This is a genomic window from Streptomyces sp. LX-29 (assembly GCF_029541745.1).
Taxonomy (GTDB): domain Bacteria; phylum Actinomycetota; class Actinomycetes; order Streptomycetales; family Streptomycetaceae; genus Streptomyces.
In genome coordinates, this window is record NZ_CP089746.1 from 1,737,992 (window position 1) to 1,761,187 (window position 23,196).

Sequence of the window (23,196 nt, forward strand, 5' to 3'; positions counted from 1 at the left end):
CACCCGGGTCCCTCCGGGGGGGGGCGGGGCGGATGCCTCGCCCCCCGGAGGGACCCGGCTCCCGCTCAGCGGGAGCCGGGCGGCTCAGGAGGAGCCGCGTACCGACCCGATGTAGTCGGTCCAGATGTCGATGGGATAGTCCCCTCCGACCGCCCCAGGGACCGTGCCGCCGGCCTCGCCGAGGCCGCTCGCCCCGGTCATCCCCTTCAGTGGCAGCAGTTCCTGCGTCTTGGGGTGCAGTCGCGACAGCGACACCGCCGTCGACATGTCCCTCGTGTAACCGACGTACCACGCCGACTTGCCGTCCTGCGCGGTGCCGGTCTTGCCACCCGCCCCCGGAGCCACCGTGGCGGCCTGCCGCGCGCTCCCCTGGGCCACCGCGCCCTTCAGGGCCTCGTCGACCTGCTCGGCCACCTGGGGGCTGAAGGCGCGGTCGGGGCGCTCCTTCTCCAGCTCGACCGCGTCGCCGTTGAGCTTGAGGGAGGTGACGGAGTACGGCTGGGCGTGCATGCCGTCGGCCACGAAGGTGCCGTACGCGCTGGCCATCCGGATGGCGCTGGGGGTGGCCGTGCCGAGCGAGAACCCGGGCACACGCGGCACACCGAAGCTGGTCGGCAGCAGCCCGGCGTCCACCGAGGCGCGGCGCACCCGGTCGAGGCCGACGTCCATGCCGAGCTGGATCATCGGGGTGTTGATGGAGTCCTCGACGGCCTTGCGGAGGCTGACCTGGCCCCAGGACTTCCCGCCGTCGTTCTCGCCGCGGACGATCTTTCCGCTGCGGTCCCAGTACGGGCCCTCCGGCGTGGTCACCGCGACCTTGTCGTCGCCGTTGTAGACGCTCTCCGGGGAGACCGGGGTCCGTGCGCCGCCGCGCTCGCGCAGCACGCCGTCGCGCAGGGCGGCGGCGTACACGAACGGCGTGAAGGCGGTGCCGGCGGGCACATTGGACGCGTTGGCGTCGTTGAAGCCCTGCTTGAGGTAGTCGGGGCCGCCGTAGAGCGCGGCGATCCGCCCGTCGGGGGCGACGGAGGCGGCGCCGACGCGCACGTACTTGTCGTTGGCGTTCTTCTTCGGGTCGAGCCGGCTCTGCGCCTTCTCCACGGCCTTCGCGAGCGCCTCCACCTTCGGCTTCTCGAAGGTGGTGTGGATCTGGTAGCCGCCCAGGTCGAAGTCGGCGTCCGAGATGTCGGTGTGGGAGCTGACGTAGGCACGGGCGGTGTCCACCAGGTACCCGACCTGCCCGCTCAGCCCCACCTGCTTGGGCGGCTCCTTGGGCTCGGGGAACTTGGTGTACTTGGCCCGCTCCTCCGCGGAGAGCTCCCCGATCTCCACCATGCGGTCGAGCACCCACTCCCAGCGCTCCACGGCCCGGGCGCGGTTCTTGGCGCTGATGGCGGGGTCGAAGGAGCCGGCGCCCTTGAGCAGCGAGGCGAGGAAGGCGCCCTCGCTCACGTTCAGCTCGGAGACGTTCTTGCCGTAGTAGGCGTTGGCGGCCCGCTGGATGCCGTAGGTGCCGCGCCCGAACCAGCTGGTGTTCAGATATCCCTCGAGGATGTCCTCCTTGCTCATCTTGTTGTCCAGCTTGATCGCGATGAACATCTCGGTGAGCTTGCGGGAGAGGGTCTGGCGCTGGTTCAGATAGGCGTTCTTCACATACTGCTGGGTAATGGTCGAGCCGCCCTGGGTGTCCCCGCCGGTGACCATCTTGGACACGGCGCGCATCAGCCCGGACGGAGAGACGCCGCTGTCGGAGTAGAAGTTGGCGTTCTCGGCGGCCAGGACCGCCCACTGCACCTTCTCCGGGATCTTCTCCAGGGCGATGTCCTGCCGGTTCACCGGCCCGGTACGGGCCATTTCGGTGCCATCGGCCCAGTAGTAAACATTGTCCTGTTGCGTGGCGAACTCATTGAGGTTTTCGGGTATCTGGGTCTGCCAGTAGATATATCCGAGAAAACCGGTCAAGCTGCCGACGCAGAAGAGGAAGAGCAGGCCGATCTGGCGCCACGACGGCAGCCAGCGCCGCACGCCGCTCCTGCCCGCCCGCGGGTAGTCCAGCCGCAGCCGCCGGAATGCCCAGCGGCGCACCGCCCATGCCTTGGTGGCCGAGGGCGACGCAGCCGGCTTACGGCGGTGTCTGCTGCGGTGTCTGCCCGCGGAGTTGTTGTTACTGCCTTGCACGTTGCCCCCACGCTCCGCGCACGTCAGCGCGGCACAAAGGTCCGATCGTCTTTTCCCCCAAGACGACACGTACCCTATGCCGCCTTCCGAACATCTATCGCATGAGGCCCCCTAAGTTTGTAACAGTAATGACATACCGCTACCCGTGTCCGTTGAGGCGCGCCGGGAACCGCGCCGACGGCCCGTCCGTTCGACCGGATGAGACCCCGCGCTCTCCCCCCGAACGCGGGGTCTCGTCGACGCACGGGGAGGACGGGGCGCGACGGGCCCCCTGTGCCACCCCGACGCAAGCTCAAATGATGCTCAGAACCACGGCGCTCGGGGATTCGTCCTGTCTCCGGGGGGTCATGACTCCCGCACGTGTACGAAAGGGGGAATCATGGAGCGTCTTGGTACCGGGATCGGCTGGCGTCCGGAGATCGCCGACGACATCGAGCGGCTGCCCGGCATCGACTGGGTCGAGGTCGTGGCGGAGAACATATGCGATGACCACCTTCCGGACGCGCTGCGGCGGCTGCTCGACCGGGGGACCGCCGTCGTGCCACACGGGGTCTCGCTCGGCCTCGGCGGCGCGGAGCGGCCGGAGCCACGGCGGCTGGCGGCGCTCGCCGCGCGGGCGGAGCTGCTCGGCGCCCCGCTGGTCACCGAGCACATCGCGTTCGTACGGGCCGGGGGGCCGCTGACCGCCTCGCCGTCGATCGAGGCCGGACACCTGCTGCCGGTGCCGCGCACCCGCGAGGCGCTGGACGTGCTCTGCGAGAACGTGCGGATCGCCCAGGACGCGCTCCCCGTGCCGCTGGCGCTGGAGAACATCGCCGCGCTCATCTCCTGGCCGGACGAGGAGCTGACGGAGGGGCAGTTCCTGTCCGAGCTGGTGGAGCGGACCGGCGTCCGGCTGCTCATCGACGTGGCCAACCTGCACACCAACCACGTCAACCGCGGCGAGGACCCGGCCCTGGCCCTGGCCGAGCTGCCGCTGTCGGCCATCGCCTACGTCCACGTCGCCGGTGGCGTGGAGCGCGACGGCGTCTGGCACGACAGCCACGCCCACCCGGTGTCCGCCCCGGTGCTCGACGTCCTCGCCCGGCTCTGCGCCCACACCACCCCGCCCGGCGTGCTGCTGGAGCGCGACGACGACTTCCCCCCGTACGAGGAGCTGGCCGCCGAGCTCGACGCCATCCGCACGGTGACCGAACAGGCCGCCCTGAACGCGGCGGTCGCGGTCGCCGCGGCCGATCCGGCGGGGGCAGCCCCGGCCCGGGGGAAGCCCACCGCCGCGGGCCGACCGACCGCCGGCGACGACACGCCCGGTGTCGGACGGACCGCCGCCCGTACGGAGGCCACGGCCGCCACGGCGGCCGGGAACCACCCGGCGCCCTCCGCCGGCGGCGCCGGCCGTACCGCCTCCGGCGTCACGGCCGAGAACACCGAGCGCGCGGCGGTGGCGCGCGCCCGACGGGCCGACGACCCCTCGGAGACCGACGACGCCACGGAGATCGACGACCCGCCGACCGGCCGCGCGGAGACCAGCGCTCCCGCGGACGCGGGCGGTGGTGAGGGCGCGGGCGGTGGTGAGACCGCTGCCGGTGGCGCTGTCGGCGGTGAGGGCGGTGGTGAGACCGCTGCCGGAGTGCGCGAGCGGCTGGCGTTGGCTCAGACGGCGCTGCTCTCCGCGCTGGTGGCGGGGACGCCCGCGCCGGAGGGCTTCGACCGGCGGCGGCTGCGGGTGCAGAGCCGCGCGCTGGCGGCGAAGCGGGCCGAGGTGGTGGCGAAGGTGGCGCCGGAGCTGCCGCGCATCCTGGGCCCGGGCTACCGGGCCTCCTTCCTCCGGTACGCCCACTCCCGGCCGATGACCGGCGGCTACCGCCGGGACGCCCTCTCCTTCGCGGAGCACCTGCTGGCGACGGAGCAGCCACGGGACGCGGAGGCCCGGCGGCAGCTGACCGACTGGTGGCGGGAGCGCTCGGGGCCCGCGCCGCGGTCCGCCGGGACCGCCGCCCGGCTGGTGCGCGCCGCGGGCGCCTCCCGAGTGGCCCGCGCCGCGCTCCAGGCCCTGCGGCGCGGATGACGGCATGAGCGTGATGACGACGGCCGGGGTGTCCCTGGCCTATGTGGCGGTCGCCGCCGCCTCGGTGGCGCTGGCCCGAGGGACGTACCGGGCTCGGCGGGTGGCCGGGACGGCGCCGGACGAGCGCGCGCACGACCTGATGGAGGCGGCGTTCCTGGCGGGCGGCCCGGGCCGGGTGGCGGACACGGCCCTGTGCGCCATGTGCGTGGACGGCCGGCTGTCCGTCGGAGGCCCCGGCGTGGTCTCGGTGCGGCGGGCGGTGGCCCGGCAACCGGTGGAGGAGGCGCTGCTCCAGGAGTACGCCCGGGCTCCGCACGGCGCCTGGGCCGCGCTGCGTACGGCGCTGACGCGCAGCCCGGCCGTCCAGGGGATCGGGGATCGGCTGGCCGGCCGGGGGCTGCTGGTGCCGCCTGGCGCGATGCGGCGCTGGCACCGGCTGGGCACCCTCCAGACCAGGGTCTGCGGGGCGGCGCTGCTGCTGGCCCTGGTGCTGAGCGTCGTCGGCGGAGTCGCCGACTTCGGCTTCGCCGCGTTCCTGTCGCTGCTGCCCGCGCTGCTCGGCGGGACGGTGGCGGGGGCCGGGTGCCGGACCCTGGCCGTGCGGCGGATCACCCGCGCGGGCCGGCGGGCCCTGGTCGCCTACCGGCTGGAGAGCGGGTACACCGGCCCCGGCGTGGGGGCGGTGTCGCGTCACGGCCGGACGCGGGCCGGCGCGAACGGCGGCGGGCCGGGTGCCCCCACCCCGGCGGCCGTCGTGGTCGCCCTCGGCGGGCCGGCGGCCCTCACCCACGTCCCCGACCTGCGGGACCACCTTCTCCAGGCGCTGCGTGCCGACGCCGCGGTCGCCCGAAGCGGCTCGGACGTCTGGACCGGTGTCGAGATCCATGTCGACTGGTGCGGCTCGACCGGTGACGGCGGCTCCGGCTCGGACGGCGGCGGAGGGGGTGGCTGCGGCGCCTCCTTCTGCGGCGTCTCCAGCTCGGACGGCGGAGGGGGCGGCGACGGCGGAGGCGGTTCGAGCTGTGGCGGCGGCTGCGGAGGCGGTGGGGGCGGGGACTGAGCCGCCTTCCCTCGCCGAAGGACCGGCCGGGCCCGGAGCGCCGCGCTGAGGTGGCCGTCACGCGGGGACGGCCGTCACGCGGCGGCGGCCATCGTGCCGAGGCGGCCATCGCGCTGAGCGACCGTCACGCAGCGCGTCCCACGGCGGCTGTTGTCACGAGGCGGCGGCCGTCGTATGCGGACGGTCGTTCGACTGGCGCGAGTCGAGTTCCGGTAAGACCATGGCGGAACGCGGTTTCCGTCGAGTAGAACGGCCGCCATGTTGTGGGTCCTGTTCCTCCTCGTCGCCTGGGTCGCGGCGGGGGTGTCCTGCGCCCGCCTGTGCTCGGCCGCCGTCGCCGCGGCCGACGCGCCGGATACGACCCAGGCGGTGATGGACCGCGACCTGAACCTCTACGAGACGGCGTTCCTGTCCGGCGGGCCGCAGCGGGTCACCGACCTCGCGCTGGTGTCGATGTACCGCCAACATCGGGTGCTGCTCGCCTCCACCGGCTGGGTCACGGTGGTGGACCCCGACGGCCGGGACGAGGTGGAGCGCTCGGTCATCACGGCCATAGGGCCGGAGGGCCAGTCACCCGTCCCCGTGGTCCGCACGGCGCTCGCCACCACCGAATCCGTACGGGGGCTGGCCGACCGGCTGGTCACGGCCGGGCTCGCGGTGCCGCTCACGGCCCGCGCCGGGGTGACGGCGGCGGTCCGCCAGGTGCGCGGGGCCTGCGCGCTGGTGACGCTGACGGCGGCCGCGGCGCTGCTGATGGTGCCGCCGGAGACCGGCCGGGGCATGGTGGCCGCGTGGTTCGCGCTGCCACTGGTGCTGACCGTCGGCTGTCTGCTGATCGCCCAGGCGGAGGTGCACCCGTACACCAGCTGGGCCTCCCCCGCCGGGCAGCGGATGCTGGGCCGGATCACCGTGCCGCGACGACCGCCGCGCGCCGACGACGGGACCGCGCGGGCGGGTGACGACCTCACCGCGCTCGCGGTGCACGGCGCGGGGGCGCTGGCCGACCCGGCACTGCGCGCGGCGCTCAGGGGAAAGCCCGTCGGGGCGCATTGGGGGCATTGACGCCGACACCGCGGCCCGGTCCTTTACTTCACCCCACATGACGCCAAATATCCCCTTGATGTGGTTTTTCGGGAAAGCCTATGAAGGGATGGCGTGTGAGAGCAGCAGCACTGTATGGCGCCCTCGGATCCCTGGTCATGACAGCCCTCACCGTCACCCCTGCCACCGGGACCACGCCCACCGGCCCCCGTTCGGTGGGCGGTGAGGACGAGGCGTTCGGCGTGGCGGTGGCCGCGGAACGCGCCGCCGCCAAGGGCATCGCCTTCGGGCCGTGTCCCCGCGTCGAACAGTTGCCGGCCCCCGTCGAGTGCGGCACGGTCACCGTGCCGCTCGACTACGCGGACCCCGACGGCCGTCAGATCACCCTGACCGTCAGCCGGGCGCGCGCCACGGGCACCGGGGCGACGGCGGACACCGGCCAGGGCGGCGAGGTCGCCAAGGAGGCCAAGGACGCGAAGAGCGCCAAGGGAGCCAAGGAGGCCCGGGAGGCCGGGCGACAGCGGCACGGCGAGAGCCACGACGACGACCGGGCCGACGGCACGAGCGGGCACGACGACGACCGGGACGACGGCACGAGCGGGCACGACGCCCCCGTCACCCACCAGGGCGCGCTCGTCTTCAACCCCGGCGGGCCCGGCGGCTCGGGCATGGCCTTCCCCACCTACGCGAGCGAGCCCGGCTACCAGAACCTCGCCAAGGCCTACGACTTCGTGGGCTACGCCCCGCGCGGGGTCGGGCGCTCCGCGCCGCTGTCCTGCCAGGACCCGGCGGAGTTCCACAAGGCCCCGAGCAGTTCGCCGACCCACCCCTCCGCGGCGTTCAAGCGGCAGATGATCGTCAAGGCGCGGCTGTACGCGGACGGCTGCGCCCGCAACGGCGGCGGCGACCTGCCGTTCTACAACAGCCTCAACAACGCCCGCGACCTCGATGTGATCCGGGCGGCGCTCGGCGAGTCCAAGCTGACCTTCCTCGGCGCCTCCTACGGCACCTACTTCGGCGCGCTCTACGCCACCCTCTTCCCGGGGCATGTGCGCCGCATGGTGCTGGACAGCGTGGTCAACCCCGACCCCGGGCAGATCTGGTACCGGAGCAACCTGGAGCAGTCGCTGGCCTTCGAAGGTCGCTGGCACGACTGGCGCACCTGGGTCGCCAAGCACGACGACGTCTACCACCTGGGCAGCACCCCGGAGCAGGTGCTCACCACCTACCAGGATGTGCGGCGGCGCCTCGACCGGGCCCCGGCCGGCGGCATCATCGGCACCGGGGAGCTGCACGCCGCGTTCCTGCGGGTCGGCTACCACGACGGCTACTGGGCGCCCAGCGCCCGCGCGCTGTCGGCGTATCTGCAAGGAGACGCCAGGCCGCTGACCGCCCTGGCCGCCCCGGACCCCGAGGGCGCCGCGTCCGAGGAGAACGGCAACGCCGTCTACACCGCCGTGGAGTGCAACGACGCGGCCTGGCCGCGCCAGTGGTCGGTGTGGGACGCCGACAACACCGAGCTCGCCCGCCGTGCCCCGTTCGAGACCTGGGACAACGCCCGGATGAACCTGCCGTGCGCCTACTGGCCCGCCCGACAGCAGCAGCCGCTGGACATCGGCGCCGAGCCGGGCGCGCTGCCCCCGGTGCTGTTGTTGGCGGCCGAGCGGGACGCGGCCACGCCGTACGCCGGGGCACTGGAGCTGCGGCGCCGGCTGCCCGACTCGGCGCTGGTCACCGAGAAGGACGCGGGCACCCACGGCATCTCCGGCGGCTCCAACGCCTGCGTCAACCGGTTCGTCGACGACTACCTGCTCACCGGGCGGGTGCCTTCGAGCGGCGACGCGTACTGCGCGCCGCGCGCCGAGCCCGAGCCGGTCAAGGAGGCTCCGGGAACGACCGTCGGCCCGACGGCGAAGGAGAAGGAGGAGAAGAAGGACAGCGGGGGGAAGCGCCAGGAGAAACAGCGGGACACGGGGAAGGGCGAGGGGAAGGGGCGGCAGCACGCCGCGAAGAAGGCGCACCACGGGGAGCGCCAACCGCTGCGCGCGGCGCTCCCCGCGATCCCCTGATCCGACCGACCCGCTGAGGACGGTCCGATCGACCCGCTGAGGACGGTCCCGCTGAGGACGCGGAACGCCCAGGGCCCGATGGCCCTGGGCGTTCCGCGTCGTGGTGCGGCGGGCGGACCGGTCAGGCCAGTCCGTCGACCAGGTCGCCGACCGACTTCCGGCGGCCGGTGAAGAAGGGGACCTCCTCGCGCACATGGCGGCGGGCCTCGGAGCCGCGCAGGTGACGCATGAGGTCGACGATCCGGTACAGCTCGTCGGCCTCGAAGGCGAGGATCCACTCGTAGTCGCCGAGGGAGAAGGAGGCGACGGTGTTGGCGCGCACATCGGGGAAGCCGCGGGCCATCTTGCCGTGGTCCGCGAGCATCCGACGGCGGTCCTCGTCCGGCAGCAGGTACCAGTCGTACGACCGCACGAAGGGGTAGACGCTCACGTAGTCGCGCGCGACCTCGTCGGCCAGGAAGGCCGGGATGTGCGACTTGTTGAACTCGGCGGGGCGGTGCAGCGCCATGTTCGACCAGACCGGCTCCAGCGCGCGGCCGAGCCGGGTGCGGCGGAAGAGGTTGTACGCCTCCTGGAGCGCGTCGGCGGTCTCCGAGTGCCACCAGATCATGACGTCCGCGTCGGCCCGCAGCCCGGAGACGTCGTAGGTGCCGCGCACCGTGACGTCGTTCGCGGCGAGCCGCTTGAACAGCTCCTCCACCTCGTCGGCGTAGCCGGTGCGGTCCTCCGGCAGCACGTCGCGCAGCTTGAAGACCGACCACAGGGTGTAGCGGATGACCTCGTTGAGGTCCTTGGCCTTCTTGCCGGCGTTGGGGGCCTTGGCGGGGGCGGCGTTCTCGGGTGCGTTGGCAGCAGCGGGATCAGTCATGTCTCTCATTCTCGCTCTCCGCCCGTGGCGCCCGGCGCCAGGGTCGCCAGCAGTTCGTCGGCGGCGCTTCGGCCGCTGGCCACACAGGCCGGGATGCCCACGCCCTCGTACACCGCGCCGCACACGCGCAGCCCCGGCAGCTTGGCGACCTGCTCGCGGATGCGGGCGACGCGGTCCAGGTGGCCGACGGGGTACTGCGGCAGGCCGTGCTCCCAGCGGTTGACCCGGGTGGCGACGGGGCGGGCGGCGAGCCCGACCGCCTCGCCGAGGTCGGCGAGCGAGATCTCCACCAGTTCGGCGTCCTCGCGCCCCAGGTCCGCGTCGTCCTCGAACCGCCCGATCGAGGTGCGCAGCACGAACAGCTCGGAGTCGGCGTCCCGGACCCAGCCCCACTTGTGGCTGGAGAAGGTGGCCGCCTTGATGGTGTGGCCGTCGACCGGCGGCACCAGGAAGCCGCTGCCGGTGGGCAGCCCGGCGACGTCGGAGCGGCGGAAGGCCATGGTGACCAGCGCCATCGAGGCGTAGTCGACGCCGGCCAGCTCGGCGGAGGCGGCCGGGGAGTCGGCGGCCAGCAGCCGGGCGGCGGCGGGGGCGGGAACGGCGAGCACGACGGCGTCCGCCGTCAGCGCCGTGCCGTCGGCGGTGACCACGGTCCAGCCGCGCGCCCCGGCGCGCGGCCCCTCGAAGGTCCCGGTCCCGAAGGCGCCCGCCCGGTCGAGCTCCCCGCCGGCCGGCCCGCGGTCCGCGCCGCGCCGCAGTTCGCGCACGGGGGCGTCGGTGCGGATCTCGCCGCCGGCCGCGCGGACGGCGTCGGCGACGGCGAGCGGCAGTCGCCCGACGCCGCCGTCGATGCCCATGAAGACCGGGGTGTCCCGCTCCACCGCCGCGCGGCGTCGCTGCACGGCCTGGACGCCCTCGGTCAGCGTGCGGTGGCCGCGGGCGGCCTCGAAGAGCTGGGGGACGGCGGCGCGCATCGAGATGCGGTACGCGTCGCCCGCGTACACCCCGCCCAGCAGCGGCTCGACGAGCCGGTCGACGACCTCCCGGCCGAAACGCTCCGCGACATACGCGCCGATGGCGACGTCCTCGCCGACCTCGACGGGCGGCAGCTCCGGCTCTCGGGCGATCCGCGCCAGCCCGGCGTCGGAGAGCACCCCGGAGGCGGCCAGCGCCTCCGGCTCGCCGGGCACGCCCATCACATGGCCGCGGGGCATCGGCCGCAGCCCGCCGCGGGTCCACACCCCGGCGGTCGTGGTGGCCGGTGGCTGGAGCAGCTCGGCGAGGCCGGCGGCGCGCGCGAGGTCGATCGCCTCGGGGCGGCGCGCCAACATCGACTCGGCGCCCAGGTCCACCGGCACGCCCGCGATCTCACCCGCGAGCAGCTTGCCGCCCAGCCGCGACGACGCCTCCAGCACGGTCACCCCGACGCCGCCCGCCAGCAGCCGGTGGGCGGCCGCGAGGCCGGAGATGCCACCGCCGATGACGACGACGTGACCAGTCGGACCGTTGTCAGGAGTGCGTGCTGCGTCCATGTCTCCTACTCTCTCAGACCCTCCTGGCACGCCATCGCCGACCCGGTGGCTCCGTTTCGACCGCTCCGAGTCCACACCGTGACCGCACCGGTACCACTCGCCGGCAACCGCCGCCCCGCGGCCCCCGTCCAAGCGGCATCCGGAACCCACCGGGCAGAGGGGGACCTTCGATGCGCAGGCACCATCCGATCACCGCGTTCGCCGCCACGCTGCTGGCGGCCGGGCTCGCGCTCGCCGGCTGCGGCGACCCGGGCGACGGGGCGAGCGACGACAGAAAGAAGGAGGCGGCGGCCGCGCCCCAGGGCGGGGCGGCCGACGCGGACGCGAAGCGGCAGGGCGGCGGGAAGGACGGTGGACGCGGCGCCGACGGCAGGTCGCTTGGCGAGGGGGAACGACCGGGCCGCCCCGTGCGGGGGCCGAAGCAGGTGGTCCATACGGCGACGCTCACGGTGCGGACCAAGGATGTGGCCGGCGCGCTGAGCCGGGCTCGCGCGGCGGTCGACCGCGCGGGCGGCTACGCCGGCGACGAGGCCACCGACCAGGACCCCGACGGGCGGCGGCGGTCGCGCGTCGAACTGAAGGTGCCGCCCGCCGCGTACCAGGACCTCCTGGACGAGCTGGGCCGGCTCGGCCGGCTGGTGGAGCGGAGGGTGACCGTCAAGGACGTCACCGACCGGATGGTGGACGTGGAGAGCCGCGTCGCCAGCCAGAAGGCGAGCGTCGCACGGGTCCGCGAGCTCATGGACCGGGCCACCTCACTCAGCGACGTGGTGACGCTGGAAGGCGAGCTGAGCACCCGCCAGGCCGATCTGGAGGCGCTCCAGGCCCAGCTGGCAGCCCTGAAGGAGCAGACCGCGATGGCGACCGTCACGCTCAACCTCCACGCGCCGGACGCCGAGGCGGCGGACGGTGGGGACGACGAACCGGGCTTCGGCGACGCGCTCTCCGGCGGCTGGCACGCCTTCACCACCGCGGTCCGGTGGGCCGCGGTGGCCTGCGGCGCGGTGTCGCCGTTCGCCGTGGCGGCGGCGCTGGTCGTCCTGGTCGTGCGGCTGGTCCGGCGCCGGCCGCTCACTCCCGCGAGGTGGCGCGCGTCCCGACCGGGCGTCGGGCGTCCGCGGGAGCCGGAGGCCACGGAGCCCGCGGCGACCACGAAGCCCGCGAGGGGCACGGAGCCCGCGGGGACGGGCTCCGAGGCGGGCGACGGGGCGGGGCCCGGGGTCGGCCCCGCGGCCCATTGACACCCGGAAGGCCGGGGGTCGAGACTCTCCACGAGTCGATGATGAACGAACGTTCATTAGGCGAACGGGCGAGCGCGGAGAACCGGGCGAGCGACCGGCGCGGAAGAGAGCGGGAAGAGAGTCACATGAGCGACCGCCTGCGGGATGTGTACGTCGTCGACGCCGTCCGTACCCCCATCGGGAAGTACGGCGGCGCGCTGTCCGGGGTCCGCCCCGACGACCTCGCGGCCCATGTGGTGCGCGCCCTGCTGGGCCGCACCCCCGACCTCGACCCGGCCGGCGTCGACGACGTGGTCTTCGGCAACGCCAACGGCGCGGGCGAGGAGAACCGCAACGTGGCGCGGATGGCGCTGCTGCTGGCCGGGCTGCCGGTGTCGGTGCCCGGCACGACGGTCAACCGACTGTGCGGCTCCGGCCTGGAGGCGGTCGTCCAGGCCGCTCGCGCCATCGCCGTCGGCGACGCCCACGTCGTGCTGGCGGGCGGTGTGGAGTCGATGTCCCGTGCCCCCTGGGTGCTGCCCAAGCCGGAGCGCGGCTTCCCCGCCGGCCACCAGCAGATGCACTCGACCACCCTCGGCTGGCGGATGACCAACCCGGCGATGCCGCCGGAGTGGACCGTCCCGCTGGGCGAGGGCGCCGAGCTGATCGCCGGCAAGCACGGCATCAGCCGCGAGGCGCAGGACGCCTTCGCGCTCGACAGCCACCACAAGGCGGCCCGCGCCTGGAAGGACGGGCTCTACGACCCCGAGGTGGCGGCGTATCCGGACACCGGGCTGGAGCGTGACGAGACGATCCGCGACAGCTCGTCCATGGAGGCGCTCGCGAAGCTCAAGCCGGCCTTCCGTGCCGACGGCACCGGCACGGTCACCGCGGGGAACTCCTCGCCGTTGAACGACGGTGCCGCCGCGCTGCTGCTCTGCGACGAGGAGGGGCTGCGCGCCACCGGACGCGAGCCGCTGGCCCGGATCCGGGCCTCGGCTGTCACCGGGATCGCCCCGCAGTGGTTCGGCCTCGGCCCGGTCGAGGCGGTGCGGCGCGCCCTCGCCAAGGCGGGCCGCGGCTTCGACGGTCTGACCACCGTCGAGCTCAACGAGGCGTTCGCGGCCCAGGCGCTGGGCTGTCTCGCCGAGTTGCCGGAGCTGGACCCGGCGCTGGTCAACCCGCGCGGCGGCGCCATCGCCATCGGCCATCCGCTCGGCGCCTCCGGCGCCCGGCTGACCGGCTCGGTCGCCCACCAGCTCGCGGCCGCGGGCGGCGGCACCGGGGTGGCCGCGCTGTGCATCGGCGTCGGCCAGGGACAGGCCCTCGTCCTGGAGCGGTGACGGGGCGCAGTACGGTGATCACCGGGCCCGTACGGCGGCCGTCCGACCCGGACGGCCGCCGTTCCAGCGAGCCGCTCGGCCGGTCGGTGTCCGCGGACGCCGGCTGACGTGCGGCGACGTACGCCGAGGGAGGAACCCCCATGATCCCCCAGCCCCACCCCCGTCCCCAGCCCCGTCCTCCGTCGCGTCCCGGCGCCGTGGCGGCGCCCGACGGCCCGGCCGGCGCGACCGGCACGACCGGGCGGCGCTCCCGATGAGCGGCCCCGGCCGGCGTACGCCCGGCGACGCTTCTCGGGCGTCGCTGATGCGCACCTGTGTGGGCATCATCGGCGGCGGCCCGGCGGGGCTGCTGCTCGCCCGACTGCTGCACCGGGCGGGCGTCGACTGCGTGGTGCTGGAGCGCCGCGATCGGGATCATGTGGAGCGGCGGCAGCGCGCCGGGGTGCTGGAGCAGGGCACCGTCGACACGCTGCGCGGCTGTGGCGTCGGCGCTCGGCTGGACCGCGAGGGGCTGCCGCACCACGGCGTCGAGCTGCGGTTCGACGGCCGCGCGCACCGCGTCGACCTCCCGTCCCTGACCGGCGGCAGGTCCGTCACCGTCTACGCGCAGACCGAGGTCGTCAAGGACCTGGTAGCGCTTCAGCTCGCCGACGGGCCGCCGCTGCTGTTCGGGGCCGAGGTGCGCGGGGTGACCGGCGTCGAGTCGGGCGCCCCGGTCATCCACTTCACCCATGAGGGCCGTGAGCGGACCCTGAGCTGTGGGGTGGTGGCGGGGTGCGACGGCTTCCACGGCGTGGCCCGCCGCACCGTCCCGGCCCGGGCCGCCCGCACCTATGTGCAGGAGTACCCCTACTCCTGGCTGGGCGTGCTGGCCGACGTCCCCGCGGGCGACGACGAACTGATCTACGCCCGGCACGCGGAGGGCTTCGCGCTGCACAGCATGCGCTCCCCCGTGGTCTCCCGCCTCTACCTCCAGGTCCCCAACGGCACCGACCCGGCCGAGTGGTCCGAGCAGCGCGTCTGGGACGCCCTGAGCACCCGGCTGGCCACCCCCGACGGAGGCTGGGAGCTGCGCCGCGGACCGATCACCGCGCGCTCGGTCACCGGCATGCGGGCCTTCGTCCACGAGCCGATGCGCTACGGCAGCCTGCTGCTGGCGGGCGACGCGGCGCACATCGTGCCGCCCACCGGCGCCAAGGGGCTCAACCTCGCGGTGGCCGACGCGGTCGCGCTCGCCGCGGCGCTCGTCCACCGCCACCGGACCGGCTCCACCGCGCTGCTGGACACCTACTCCGACAGTTGTCTGCGCCGTGTCTGGCAGACGGTGCGCTTCGCGAGCTGGATGACCACGACGCTCCACCGCCACCCGGACCAGGGCCCCTTCGAGGACCGGACGCAGCTCGCCGCGCTCGACCGGATCGCCACGTCGAAGACCGCGGCCGCCGAGTTCGCCGAGAACTACGCGGGGCTGCCGATCTAGCCTGGCGGCAGCGACCGGGCGCGATGGACGGGTCGCGGTGAACGGGACGCGGTGAACGGGACGGACAGGACGCGACGGACAGGACGCGGCATCGGGCGCGTCGGGAAGGGGACGGGCCATGGCGGCGCGGCAGCGGATGGTGGTCATCGGAGGCGACGCGGCGGGCATGTCCGCCGCCTCCCAGGCGCGCAGGCTGCGCGGCCCGGAGGAACTGGAGATCGTCGCGTTCGAGCGCGGCTCCTTCACCTCGTACTCCGCCTGCGGCATTCCGTACTGGGTCGGCGGCGATGTGCCGGGACCGGACGCGCTGATCGCCCGCACCCCCGAGGAGCACCGGGAGCGCGGCATCGACCTGCGGCTGGGCACGGAGGTCGAGGAGATCGACGTGTCGGGCCGGCGGGTGCGCGCCCGCGACCTGGCCTCGGGCGAGGAGGCGTGGTGGGGCTACGACCGGCTGGTCATCGCCACCGGGGCGCGTCCCGTACGGCCGCCGCTGCCCGGGATCGACGCGCCGGGGGTGCACGGCGTGCAGACCCTGGACGACGGCCGGGCGCTGTTGGAGACCCTGGATCGGGCCACGGGCCGCCGGGCGGTGGTGGTCGGGGCCGGGTACATCGGCGTGGAGATGGCCGAGGCGCTGGTCCGGCGCGGCTACCAGGTCACCTTGGTCAACGCCGCCGAGCAGCCGATGACCACGCTCGACCCCGACATGGGGCGGCTGGTCGACGAGGCGATGCGCGGCATGGGCATCGAGACGGTCAACGCCGCCGAGGTGACGAAGATCCTCACCGGTGGGGACGGCCGGGTGCGCGCCGTCGCCACCGAGCACGCCGAGTACCCCGCCGATGTGGTGGTCCTGGGCATCGGGGTGACCCCGCGGACCGAGCTCGCCCGCGCCGCCGGGTTGCCGCTGGGGCCCTCCGGAGGGCTGCTGACCGACCTGGGGATGCGGGTCCGGGGCCACGAGGACATCTGGGCCGGCGGCGACTGCGTCGAGGTGCTGGACCTGGTCTCGGGCGACACCCGGCACATCCCGCTGGGCACCCACGCCAACAAGCACGGCCAGGTCATCGGCACCAACGTGGGGGGCGGCTACGCCACGTTCCCGGGCGTCGTGGGCACCGCCGTCAGCAAGGTCTGCGACCTGGAGATCGCCCGTACGGGCCTGTTGGAGCGGCAGGCCGCGGCGGCCGGACTGCGCTTCGTCACCGTCACCGTGGAGTCGACCAGCCGGGCGGGCTACTACCCCGGGGCCCGCCCGATGCGGGTGAAGATGCTGGCCGAGCGGCGCACCGGCCGGCTCCTCGGCGTGCAGATCGTCGGCCGCGAGGGCGCCGCCAAGCGCGTGGACATCGCCGCCGTCGCCCTCACCGCCCGGCTGACGGTCGAGCAGATGACCGCCCTCGACCTGGGCTATGCCCCGCCCTTCTCCCCGGTCTGGGGCCCGGTGCTGGTCGCGGCCCGCAAGGCGTTCGCGGCGGTGCGGGCGGCCGGCGGCTGAACCGCGCCCGGCCGCGCGGTCCTTCCGCGCAACGGCGGACGGGCCGCACGGGAGTGATCCCGTGCGGCCCGTCGCCGTCATGGTGGGTCGTCAGACACCGCGCCCGCGTTACGCCGGGACGCTGGCGACGCCCGCCGGCAGGAAGGTCTTGCCGTTGACCCGCTCGGAGACGCCCTCGCGGTCCAGGTACGGGGTGATGCCACCGAGGTGGAAGGGCCAGCCGGCGCCGGTGATCAGGCACAGGTCGATGTCCTGCGCCTCGGCGACGACGCCCTCGTCGAGCATCAGACCGATCTCCTGGGCGACCGCGTCGAGGACGCGGGCGCGCACCTGCTCCTCGGTGAGGACGACATCGCCCTGCTTGAGGAGGGCGGCGACCTCGGGGTCCAGCTCCGGCTTGCCGGAGTCGTAGACGTAGAAGCCGCGCTTGCCGGCCTTGACCACGGCGGCGAGGTTCTCGGAGACGGTGAAGCGCTCCGGGAAGGCGCCGTGCAGCGTCTCGGAGACGTGCAGGCCGATGGCCGGGCCGACCAGCTCCAGCAGCACCAGCGGGGACATCGGCAGACCGAGCGGCTCGACGGCCTTCTCCGCGGTCTCCACCGGGGTGCCCTCGTCGATGACGTTCTGGATCTCGCCCATGAAGCGGGTCAGGATCCGGTTGACGACGAACGCCGGGGCGTCCTTCACCAGGACGGCCGTCTTCTTCAGCGACTTGGCGACGGCGAAGGCGGTGGCCAGCGACGCGTCGTCGGTCTGCTCGGCGCGCACGATCTCCAGCAGCGGGAGGATGGCGACCGGGTTGAAGAAGTGGAAGCCCACGACCCGCTCGGGGTGCTTGAGCTGGGAGGCCATCTCCGTGACGGAGAGCGAGGAGGTGTTGGTGGCGAGGATGGTGTGCGCCGGCACGACCGCCTCGACCTCGGCGAACACCTTCTGCTTGACGCCCATCTCCTCGAAGACGGCCTCGATGACGAAGTCGGCGTCGCCGAAGCCCGCGGCCTTGTCGAGGGTGCCGGTCACCAGGGCCTTGAGGCGGTTGGCCTTGTCCTGGTGGATCCGACCCTTGAGCAGCAGCTTGTCGATCTCCTCGTGGACGTAGCCCACGCCCTTGTCGACGCGCTCCTGGTCGATGTCGGTCAGCACCACCGGCACCTCCAGGCGGCGCACGAACAGCAGCGCCAGCTGGGAGGCCATCAGACCGGCGCCGACGACGCCCACCTTGGTGACCGGGCGGGCCAGCGACTTGTCCGGCGCGCCGGCCGGGCGCTTGCCACGCTTCTGCACCAGGTTGAAGGCGTAGATGCCGCTGCGCAGCTCGCCGCCCATGATCAGGTCCGCGAGGGCCTGGTCCTCGGCGTCGAAGCCCTGCCGCAGGTCGCCGTTCTTGGCGGCGGCGATGATGTCCAGGGCGCGGTAGGCGGCGGGGGCCGCACCGTGCACCTTGGAGTCGGCGAACGCCCGGCCGCGCTCCACGGCCTGGTCCCACGCCTCGCCGCGGTCCACCTCGGTGCGCACGACCTCGGTCGCGCCGGTGAGGACGGACGCGGTCCAGTGCAGCGACCGCTCCAGGAAGTCGGCGCCCTCGAAGACCGCGTCGGCGATCCCGAGCTCGTAGACCTGCTTGCCCTTGAGCTGCTTGTTCTGGTTGAGCGAGTTCTCGATGATCACGCTCACCGCGCGGTCGGCGCCGATGAGGTTCGGCAGCAGCGCGCAACCGCCCCAGCCCGGCACCAGGCCGAGGAAGACCTCGGGCAGCGAGAAGGCCGGGATCACGGCCGACACGGTGCGGTAGGTGCAGTGCAGACCGACCTCGACGCCGCCGCCCATGGCCGCGCCGTTGTAGTAGGCGAAGGTCGGCACGGCCAGCGCGGACAGCCGCTTGAAGACGTCGTGGCCGCCCTTGCCGATGGCCAGCGCCTCCTCGTGCTTCTTCAGCAGCTCGACGCCCTTGAGGTCGGCGCCGACGGCGAAGATGAAGGGCTTGCCGGTGAGGCCGACGCCGACGATCTCGCCGTCCGCGGCCTCCTTCTCGACCTGGTCGATCGCCGCGTTGAGGTTGGCGAGCGACTGCGGGCCGAAGGTGGTCGGCTTGGTGTGGTCCAGGCCGTTGTCGAGCGTGATGAGCGCGAAGCGCCCGGCGCCGAGGGGGAGGTCGAGGTGACGGACGTGCGCCTGCGTCACGACCTCACCGGGGAACAGCTCGGCCGCTCCCTTGAGAAGTTCTGCGGTGGTGCTCACTTGGCCCCCTCGAAGTGCGGGTTCTCCCAGATCACGGTGCCGCCCATGCCCAGGCCGATACACATGCTCGTCATGCCGTAGCGGACTTCCGGCTGCTCCTCGAACTGACGGGCGAGCTGCGTCATCAGACGGACGCCGGAGGAGGCGAGCGGGTGGCCGAAGGCGATGGCGCCGCCGTACTGGTTGACGCGCGGGTCGTCGTCGGCGATGCCGTAGTGGTCCAGGAGGGACAGCACCTGCACCGCGAAGGCCTCGTTGATCTCGAACAGGCCGATGTCGTCGATCGACAGGCCGGCCTTGGCCAGCGCCTTCTTGGTGGCGGGCACCGGGCCGTAGCCCATGACCTCGGGCTCCACGCCGGCGAAGGCGAAGGACACCATGCGCATCTTGACCGGCAGGCCCAGCTCGCGCGCCACGTCCTCGGCGGCGACCAGCGAGGCGGTGGCGCCGTCGTTGATGCCCGCGGAGTTGCCCGCGGTGACCCGACCGTGCGGACGGAACGGGGTCTTCAGCCCGGCCAGGCCCTCCATGGTGGTGCCCGGGCGCATCGGCTCGTCGACCGTGGCCAGGCCCCAGCCCGTCTCGCCGCCCTCGGGCGAGGTGCGACGGATGGAGATCGGCACCAGGTCCGGCTGGATCTTGCCGTCGGCGTACGCCTTGGCGGCCTTCTCCTGGCTGCGCACCGCGTACTCGTCGGTGCGCTGCTTGGTGATGTGCGGCAGCCGGTCGTGCAGGTTCTCGGCCGTCATGCCCATGGACAGCGCGGACATGTCGACCAGCTTCTCCGACAGGAACCGCGGGTTGGGGTCGACGCCCTCGCCCATCGGGTGGCGGCCCATGTGCTCCACGCCGCCGGCCACCGCGATGTCGTAGGCGCCGAAGGCGATGCCGCTGCCCATCGAGGTGACGGCCGTCATCGCGCCGGCACACATCCGGTCGATGGCGAAGCCGGGGACGGTCTGCGGCAGACCGGCCAGCATGCCGGAGCTGCGGCCGATGGTCAGGCCCTGGTCGCCGATCTGCGTGGTGGCGGCGATGGCGACCTCGTCGATGCGCTCGGGTGCCAGGTCCGGGTTGCGGCGCAGCAGCTCCCGGATGCACTTGACGACCAGGTCGTCGGCGCGGGTCTCGTGGTAGATGCCCTTCGGGCCCGCCTTGCCGAACGGGGTGCGGACGCCGTCGACGAAGACGACGTCCCTAGCGGTACGAGGCACGTTGGCTCTCCTCCAGGTGCGGGATGGCACTGCTGCGGGCACGCCACACGCCTGCGGCGCGCTGCTTCGCTGCTTACCGTCATGCTACTTGTGGGTAACCAAGCTGCCCAGTCCCCTACGCCGTAGCGGTGAACGTCACACGGCGCGGGCGGCGGCGGGGTTCGGACACGGAGTGCGCGCTCGGTGGAACCGCTCCCGCGCCCCCGCGGGACGGGGCCGCACGTGAACCGCCCCGGGGGCCGGGAAGCCGGCCCGCCGGGGCGGTGATGGTGCGGGGGTACGAGTGGAAGCCGCGCCGGGTCCACGCGCGTCACTCGACGGTCAGGGCTTGGCGGCCCTGCCGGTGGTCAGCGCGGCGACGAGGAGGGGCGTGACCTGTTCGATCTGCCAGGGGCGCGCGCCATGGGCGGCCAGCGCTCGCTCCACGGAGTCCGCGGTGGCCTCGATCGGAGGCTCCCAGCACAGCCGGCGCACGGTGTCCGGCGTGATCAGGTTCTCCTGCGGCAGGCCGAGCCGTTCGGCGAGCGCGGTGACCGCCGCGCGGGCCGCCGAGAGCCGGGCGGCCGCGGCCGGGTCCTTGTCGGCCCAGGCGCGCGGCGGCGGGGGCCCGGCCACCGGCTGGCCCGGCTGCGGAAGCTCCGCCTCCGGCAGCGCGCGGGCACGGTCGACGGCGGCCTGCCACTGCTCCAGCTGACGGCGACCCATGCGGTGCCCGAAGCCGTTCAGCGCCGCGAGGGAGCGGGTGCCGGCCGGCAGCGCCAGCGCGGCCTCGACGATCGCGGCGTCGCTGAGCACCTTGCCGGGAGAGACGTCCCGGCGCTGGGCGACCAGGTCGCGGGCGGTCCACAGCTCGCGCACGACCGCCATCTGCCGGCGGCGGCGCACCTTGTGCATGCCCGACGTACGACGCCAGGGGTCCTTGCGCGGCGGGGGCGGCGGGGCGGCGGCGATGGCCTCGAACTCCTGCCGGGCCCACTCCAGCTTGCCCTGTCGCTCCAGCTCCGCCTCCAGCGCGTCGCGCAGGTCGACCAGGAGCTCGACGTCGAGGGCGGCGTAGCGCAGCCAGGGCTCGGGGAGCGGGCGGGTGGACCAGTCGACGGCGGAGTGGCCCTTCTCCAGGGCGTAGCCGAGGACGGACTCGACCATGGCACCGAGGCCGACCCGGGCGAACCCGGCCAGCCGGCCGGCGAGCTCGGTGTCGAACAGTCGCGCCGGGACCATGCCTATGTCCCGCAGACAGGGCAGGTCCTGGGTGGCGGCGTGGAGCACCCACTCGGCGTCGCCGATCGCGTCGCCCAGCGCGCTCAGGTCGGGGCAGCCGACCGGGTCGATCAGGGCGGTGCCCGCGCCGGCGCGGCGCAGCTGGACGAGGTAGGCGCGCTGTCCGTAGCGGTAGCCGGAGGCGCGCTCGGCGTCCACGGCCACCGGGCCGTGTCCGGCGGCGAAGGCGGCGACCACGGCGTCCAGCGACTCCTGGTCCGCGATCACCTCGGGGATGCCCTCGCGAGGCTCCAACAAGGGGACCGGCGCCGGGGGGAGGCCGTTCGGAGGGCCGTCCTCCGGGGTTCGCAGTGTCGTGTCTGCTGCGGTCTCTTGGGCGTCGGTCACCAGTCAAGAGTATCCGGGCGAGCGGGTGGCGCAGGGCGCCCGTCGACGGAACGTTCCGTCGACGGGCGCGGGATATGTGTAAACAAGCGGTACAGATGGGGGTGGACGGGGGGATCGGGAAGGATACGGCGGTGTCCGTCGGTGACTTTCGGTGCCCCTGGCGGCTGTCGGCGGCCTTCCTGGACTCTGCCGCCCCGTCAGGGCCGGCCCCGGCGCCGCCGCCGGGCCTGTGGGGCGCCGCGCTAGTGGATGATGCCGGTGCGCAGCGCGACGGCGACCATGCCGGCCCGGTCTCCGGTGCCCAGCTTGCGCGCGATGCGGGCGAGATGACTCTTGACGGTGAGCGCGGAAAGACCCATCGACACGCCGATGGCCTTGTTGGACTGGCCCTCCGCAACCAGCCTCAGCACCTCGACCTCGCGACCGGACAGCTCGCGGTAGCCGCCGGGGTGGCCGGGTGCGCCCGGCGGGCGACGGTGCAGCCGGGCGGCGGCCGCGCCGATCGGGGCCGCTCCGGGGCGACCGGGAATGCCCAGGTTGGTGCGGGTGCCGGTGACGACGTAGCCCTTGACGCCGCCGGCCAGGGCGTTGCGTACGGCGCCGATGTCGTCGGCGGCGGAGAGCGCGAGCCCGTTGGGCCAGCCTGCGGCGCGGGCCTCGGAGAGCAGGGTGAGGCCGGAGCCGTCGGGGAGGTGGACGTCGGCGACGCAGATGTCCCGGGGGTTGCCGATCCGGGGGCGTGCCTCCGCGATCGACGACGCCTCGATGACGTCCCGTACGCCGAGGGCCCACAGATGGCGGGTGACGGTGGAGCGGACGCGGGGGTCGGCGACGACGACCATGGCCGTCGGCTTGTTCGGGCGGTAGGCGACCAGGCTGGAAGGTTGCTCAAGGAGAACAGACACCGGGCCTCCTTGTGGAGGTGGGGAGTGGGTGGGGACGGTCATCTGGTGCTTCGGCACCCACATGGCCGGGCTTTAGGGAATGATCACGATCGAGTGAGTAACAATTCGGACAATTGAGACGTCCGATCGATCAGCGAATCGATCACGAGGGCGCCGCTTGCGGTGATTCGGTGAGGTCAGTCCGCACCGCGTCCACCGCCCCGCCCGACCCCCCGGTCAGCCCCGTGAGCCTCGGGTCGCCCAGCGGGGTGACCGCGTTGGGTCAACCGGCCGAACCCGACCGGTGGGCGGTGTCGCCCACCCGAGCGACCCCCCTCGACACGGTGCCGCACACCGGCGCCACCCTCCAGCCCCGACCCCAGCCGGCTCGTCCGCCCGCCACGGCAGGCCCGCCGGGGCTCATCCGCGCCCTGTACGGCCTGTAGGTGGGCGCACAGCTCTGTACGGCCTCTGGGTGGACGTACAGCTCGCCTGACCGGCCGTCGGGCCATGCGGCCGCGTCGGGCCGCACACGGGCCGCCCACGGGCCGTACGGCTGCGCGCATGGGGCGGGTAGGCGGCACGCATGGGGGCGCGCACGAGGCTGCCGGCCCGCTGGCGCTGGACGGCAAGGCGCCGCGGGGCGGCATGCGGCTCTGTCGGGTGCGGCTCTCGTCTCGCGCCTTCGGCGCAAAGAAGGCGGCAGCGGAGGAGGGAGGGCCTGCCTGGGCACCTCTGCCGACCGCCGCCGAGTGGGACGGACCGTGAAGACCGCGCCGGAGCGGAGCCCCTCCGCCTGCCCGCGGTCTGCGGACCGATCGTGGAGGCCCACCTCTGCTCGCTCCGAGGAATGGCTTCGCGAAATCGTTTGATGCAGAGCAAGTATCAGGTC

The 23,196-nt window shown here is 73.9% G+C and carries 15 protein-coding genes; 8 read left to right on the forward strand and 7 right to left on the reverse strand.

Translation table 11 applies throughout. From position 1 onward, the window contains the following. Nucleotides 1-84 precede the first annotated feature (84 nt). A complete protein-coding gene (locus tag LRS74_RS07580; protein WP_277740281.1) occupies nt 85-2,085 on the reverse strand; it encodes a transglycosylase domain-containing protein in 2,001 nt (666 codons plus the stop codon). 472 nt (nt 2,086-2,557) lie between these two features. Here LRS74_RS07580 and LRS74_RS07585 point away from each other — a divergent pair, with 472 nt between their 5' ends. From LRS74_RS07585 to LRS74_RS07600, 4 genes are all read left to right on the forward strand, one after another. Beyond that, entirely contained in the window at nt 2,558-4,246 is a 1,689-nt protein-coding gene (locus LRS74_RS07585; protein ID WP_277740282.1) for a DUF692 domain-containing protein, read from the forward strand. A 4-nt stretch (nt 4,247-4,250) separates the two neighbouring features. Beyond that, nucleotides 4,251-5,306, forward strand: coding sequence for a TIGR04222 domain-containing membrane protein (locus tag LRS74_RS07590; RefSeq protein WP_277740283.1), 1,056 nt, complete (start codon nt 4,251-4,253; stop codon nt 5,304-5,306). Between the two features lie 258 nt (nt 5,307-5,564). Beyond that, a complete protein-coding gene (locus tag LRS74_RS07595; RefSeq protein WP_277740284.1) occupies nt 5,565-6,368 on the forward strand; it encodes a TIGR04222 domain-containing membrane protein in 804 nt (267 codons plus the stop codon). Nucleotides 6,369-6,463: 95 nt separating this feature from the next. Further along, on the forward strand, nt 6,464-8,416 hold the full coding sequence (locus tag LRS74_RS07600; RefSeq protein WP_277740285.1) for an alpha/beta hydrolase: 1,953 nt from the start codon (nt 6,464-6,466) through the stop codon (nt 8,414-8,416). A 121-nt stretch (nt 8,417-8,537) separates the two neighbouring features. Here the strand turns inward: LRS74_RS07600 and hemQ are convergent, their stop codons facing one another. After that, on the reverse strand, nt 8,538-9,284 hold the full coding sequence (gene hemQ, locus LRS74_RS07605) for a hydrogen peroxide-dependent heme synthase (RefSeq protein ID WP_277740286.1): 747 nt from the start codon (nt 9,282-9,284) through the stop codon (nt 8,538-8,540). A gap of 5 nt (nt 9,285-9,289) precedes the next feature. After that, nucleotides 9,290-10,816, reverse strand: coding sequence for a protoporphyrinogen oxidase (gene hemG / locus LRS74_RS07610; RefSeq protein WP_277740287.1), 1,527 nt, complete (start codon nt 10,814-10,816; stop codon nt 9,290-9,292). Between the two features lie 170 nt (nt 10,817-10,986). Here hemG and LRS74_RS07615 point away from each other — a divergent pair, with 170 nt between their 5' ends. The 4 genes from LRS74_RS07615 to LRS74_RS07630 all read left to right on the forward strand — a co-directional run bounded on the left by LRS74_RS07615 (nt 10,987) and on the right by LRS74_RS07630 (nt 16,360). Beyond that, the gene (locus LRS74_RS07615; RefSeq protein ID WP_277740288.1) at nt 10,987-12,057 is read left to right on the forward strand and encodes a DUF4349 domain-containing protein; all 1,071 of its coding nucleotides are present in this window, start codon (nt 10,987-10,989) and stop codon (nt 12,055-12,057) included. Between the two features lie 125 nt (nt 12,058-12,182). Beyond that, a complete protein-coding gene (locus tag LRS74_RS07620) occupies nt 12,183-13,379 on the forward strand; it encodes a thiolase family protein (protein WP_277740289.1) in 1,197 nt (398 codons plus the stop codon). 304 nt (nt 13,380-13,683) lie between these two features. Then, nucleotides 13,684-14,859: a 4-hydroxybenzoate 3-monooxygenase gene (locus LRS74_RS07625; RefSeq protein ID WP_277744644.1), complete on the forward strand. Its 1,176-nt coding sequence runs from the start codon at nt 13,684-13,686 to the stop codon at nt 14,857-14,859. 118 nt (nt 14,860-14,977) lie between these two features. Beyond that, nucleotides 14,978-16,360, forward strand: coding sequence for an FAD-dependent oxidoreductase (locus tag LRS74_RS07630; protein WP_277740290.1), 1,383 nt, complete (start codon nt 14,978-14,980; stop codon nt 16,358-16,360). A gap of 108 nt (nt 16,361-16,468) precedes the next feature. On the opposite strand, the gene LRS74_RS07635 is transcribed toward LRS74_RS07630, so the two are convergent. The 4 genes from LRS74_RS07635 to LRS74_RS07650 all read right to left on the reverse strand — a co-directional run bounded on the left by LRS74_RS07635 (nt 16,469) and on the right by LRS74_RS07650 (nt 22,325). Beyond that, on the reverse strand, nt 16,469-18,598 hold the full coding sequence (locus tag LRS74_RS07635; protein WP_277740291.1) for a 3-hydroxyacyl-CoA dehydrogenase NAD-binding domain-containing protein: 2,130 nt from the start codon (nt 18,596-18,598) through the stop codon (nt 16,469-16,471). Continuing rightward, the gene (locus LRS74_RS07640; RefSeq protein ID WP_277740292.1) at nt 18,595-19,812 is read right to left on the reverse strand and encodes an acetyl-CoA C-acyltransferase; all 1,218 of its coding nucleotides are present in this window, start codon (nt 19,810-19,812) and stop codon (nt 18,595-18,597) included. Before LRS74_RS07640 ends, LRS74_RS07635 begins: the two co-directional genes overlap by 4 nt. Nucleotides 19,813-20,133: 321 nt before the next feature. Further along, nucleotides 20,134-21,420: a ribonuclease D gene (locus tag LRS74_RS07645; RefSeq protein ID WP_277740293.1), complete on the reverse strand. Its 1,287-nt coding sequence runs from the start codon at nt 21,418-21,420 to the stop codon at nt 20,134-20,136. A gap of 242 nt (nt 21,421-21,662) precedes the next feature. Continuing rightward, the gene (locus tag LRS74_RS07650) at nt 21,663-22,325 is read right to left on the reverse strand and encodes a response regulator transcription factor (protein ID WP_144382104.1); all 663 of its coding nucleotides are present in this window, start codon (nt 22,323-22,325) and stop codon (nt 21,663-21,665) included. Nucleotides 22,326-23,196 lie beyond the last annotated feature (871 nt).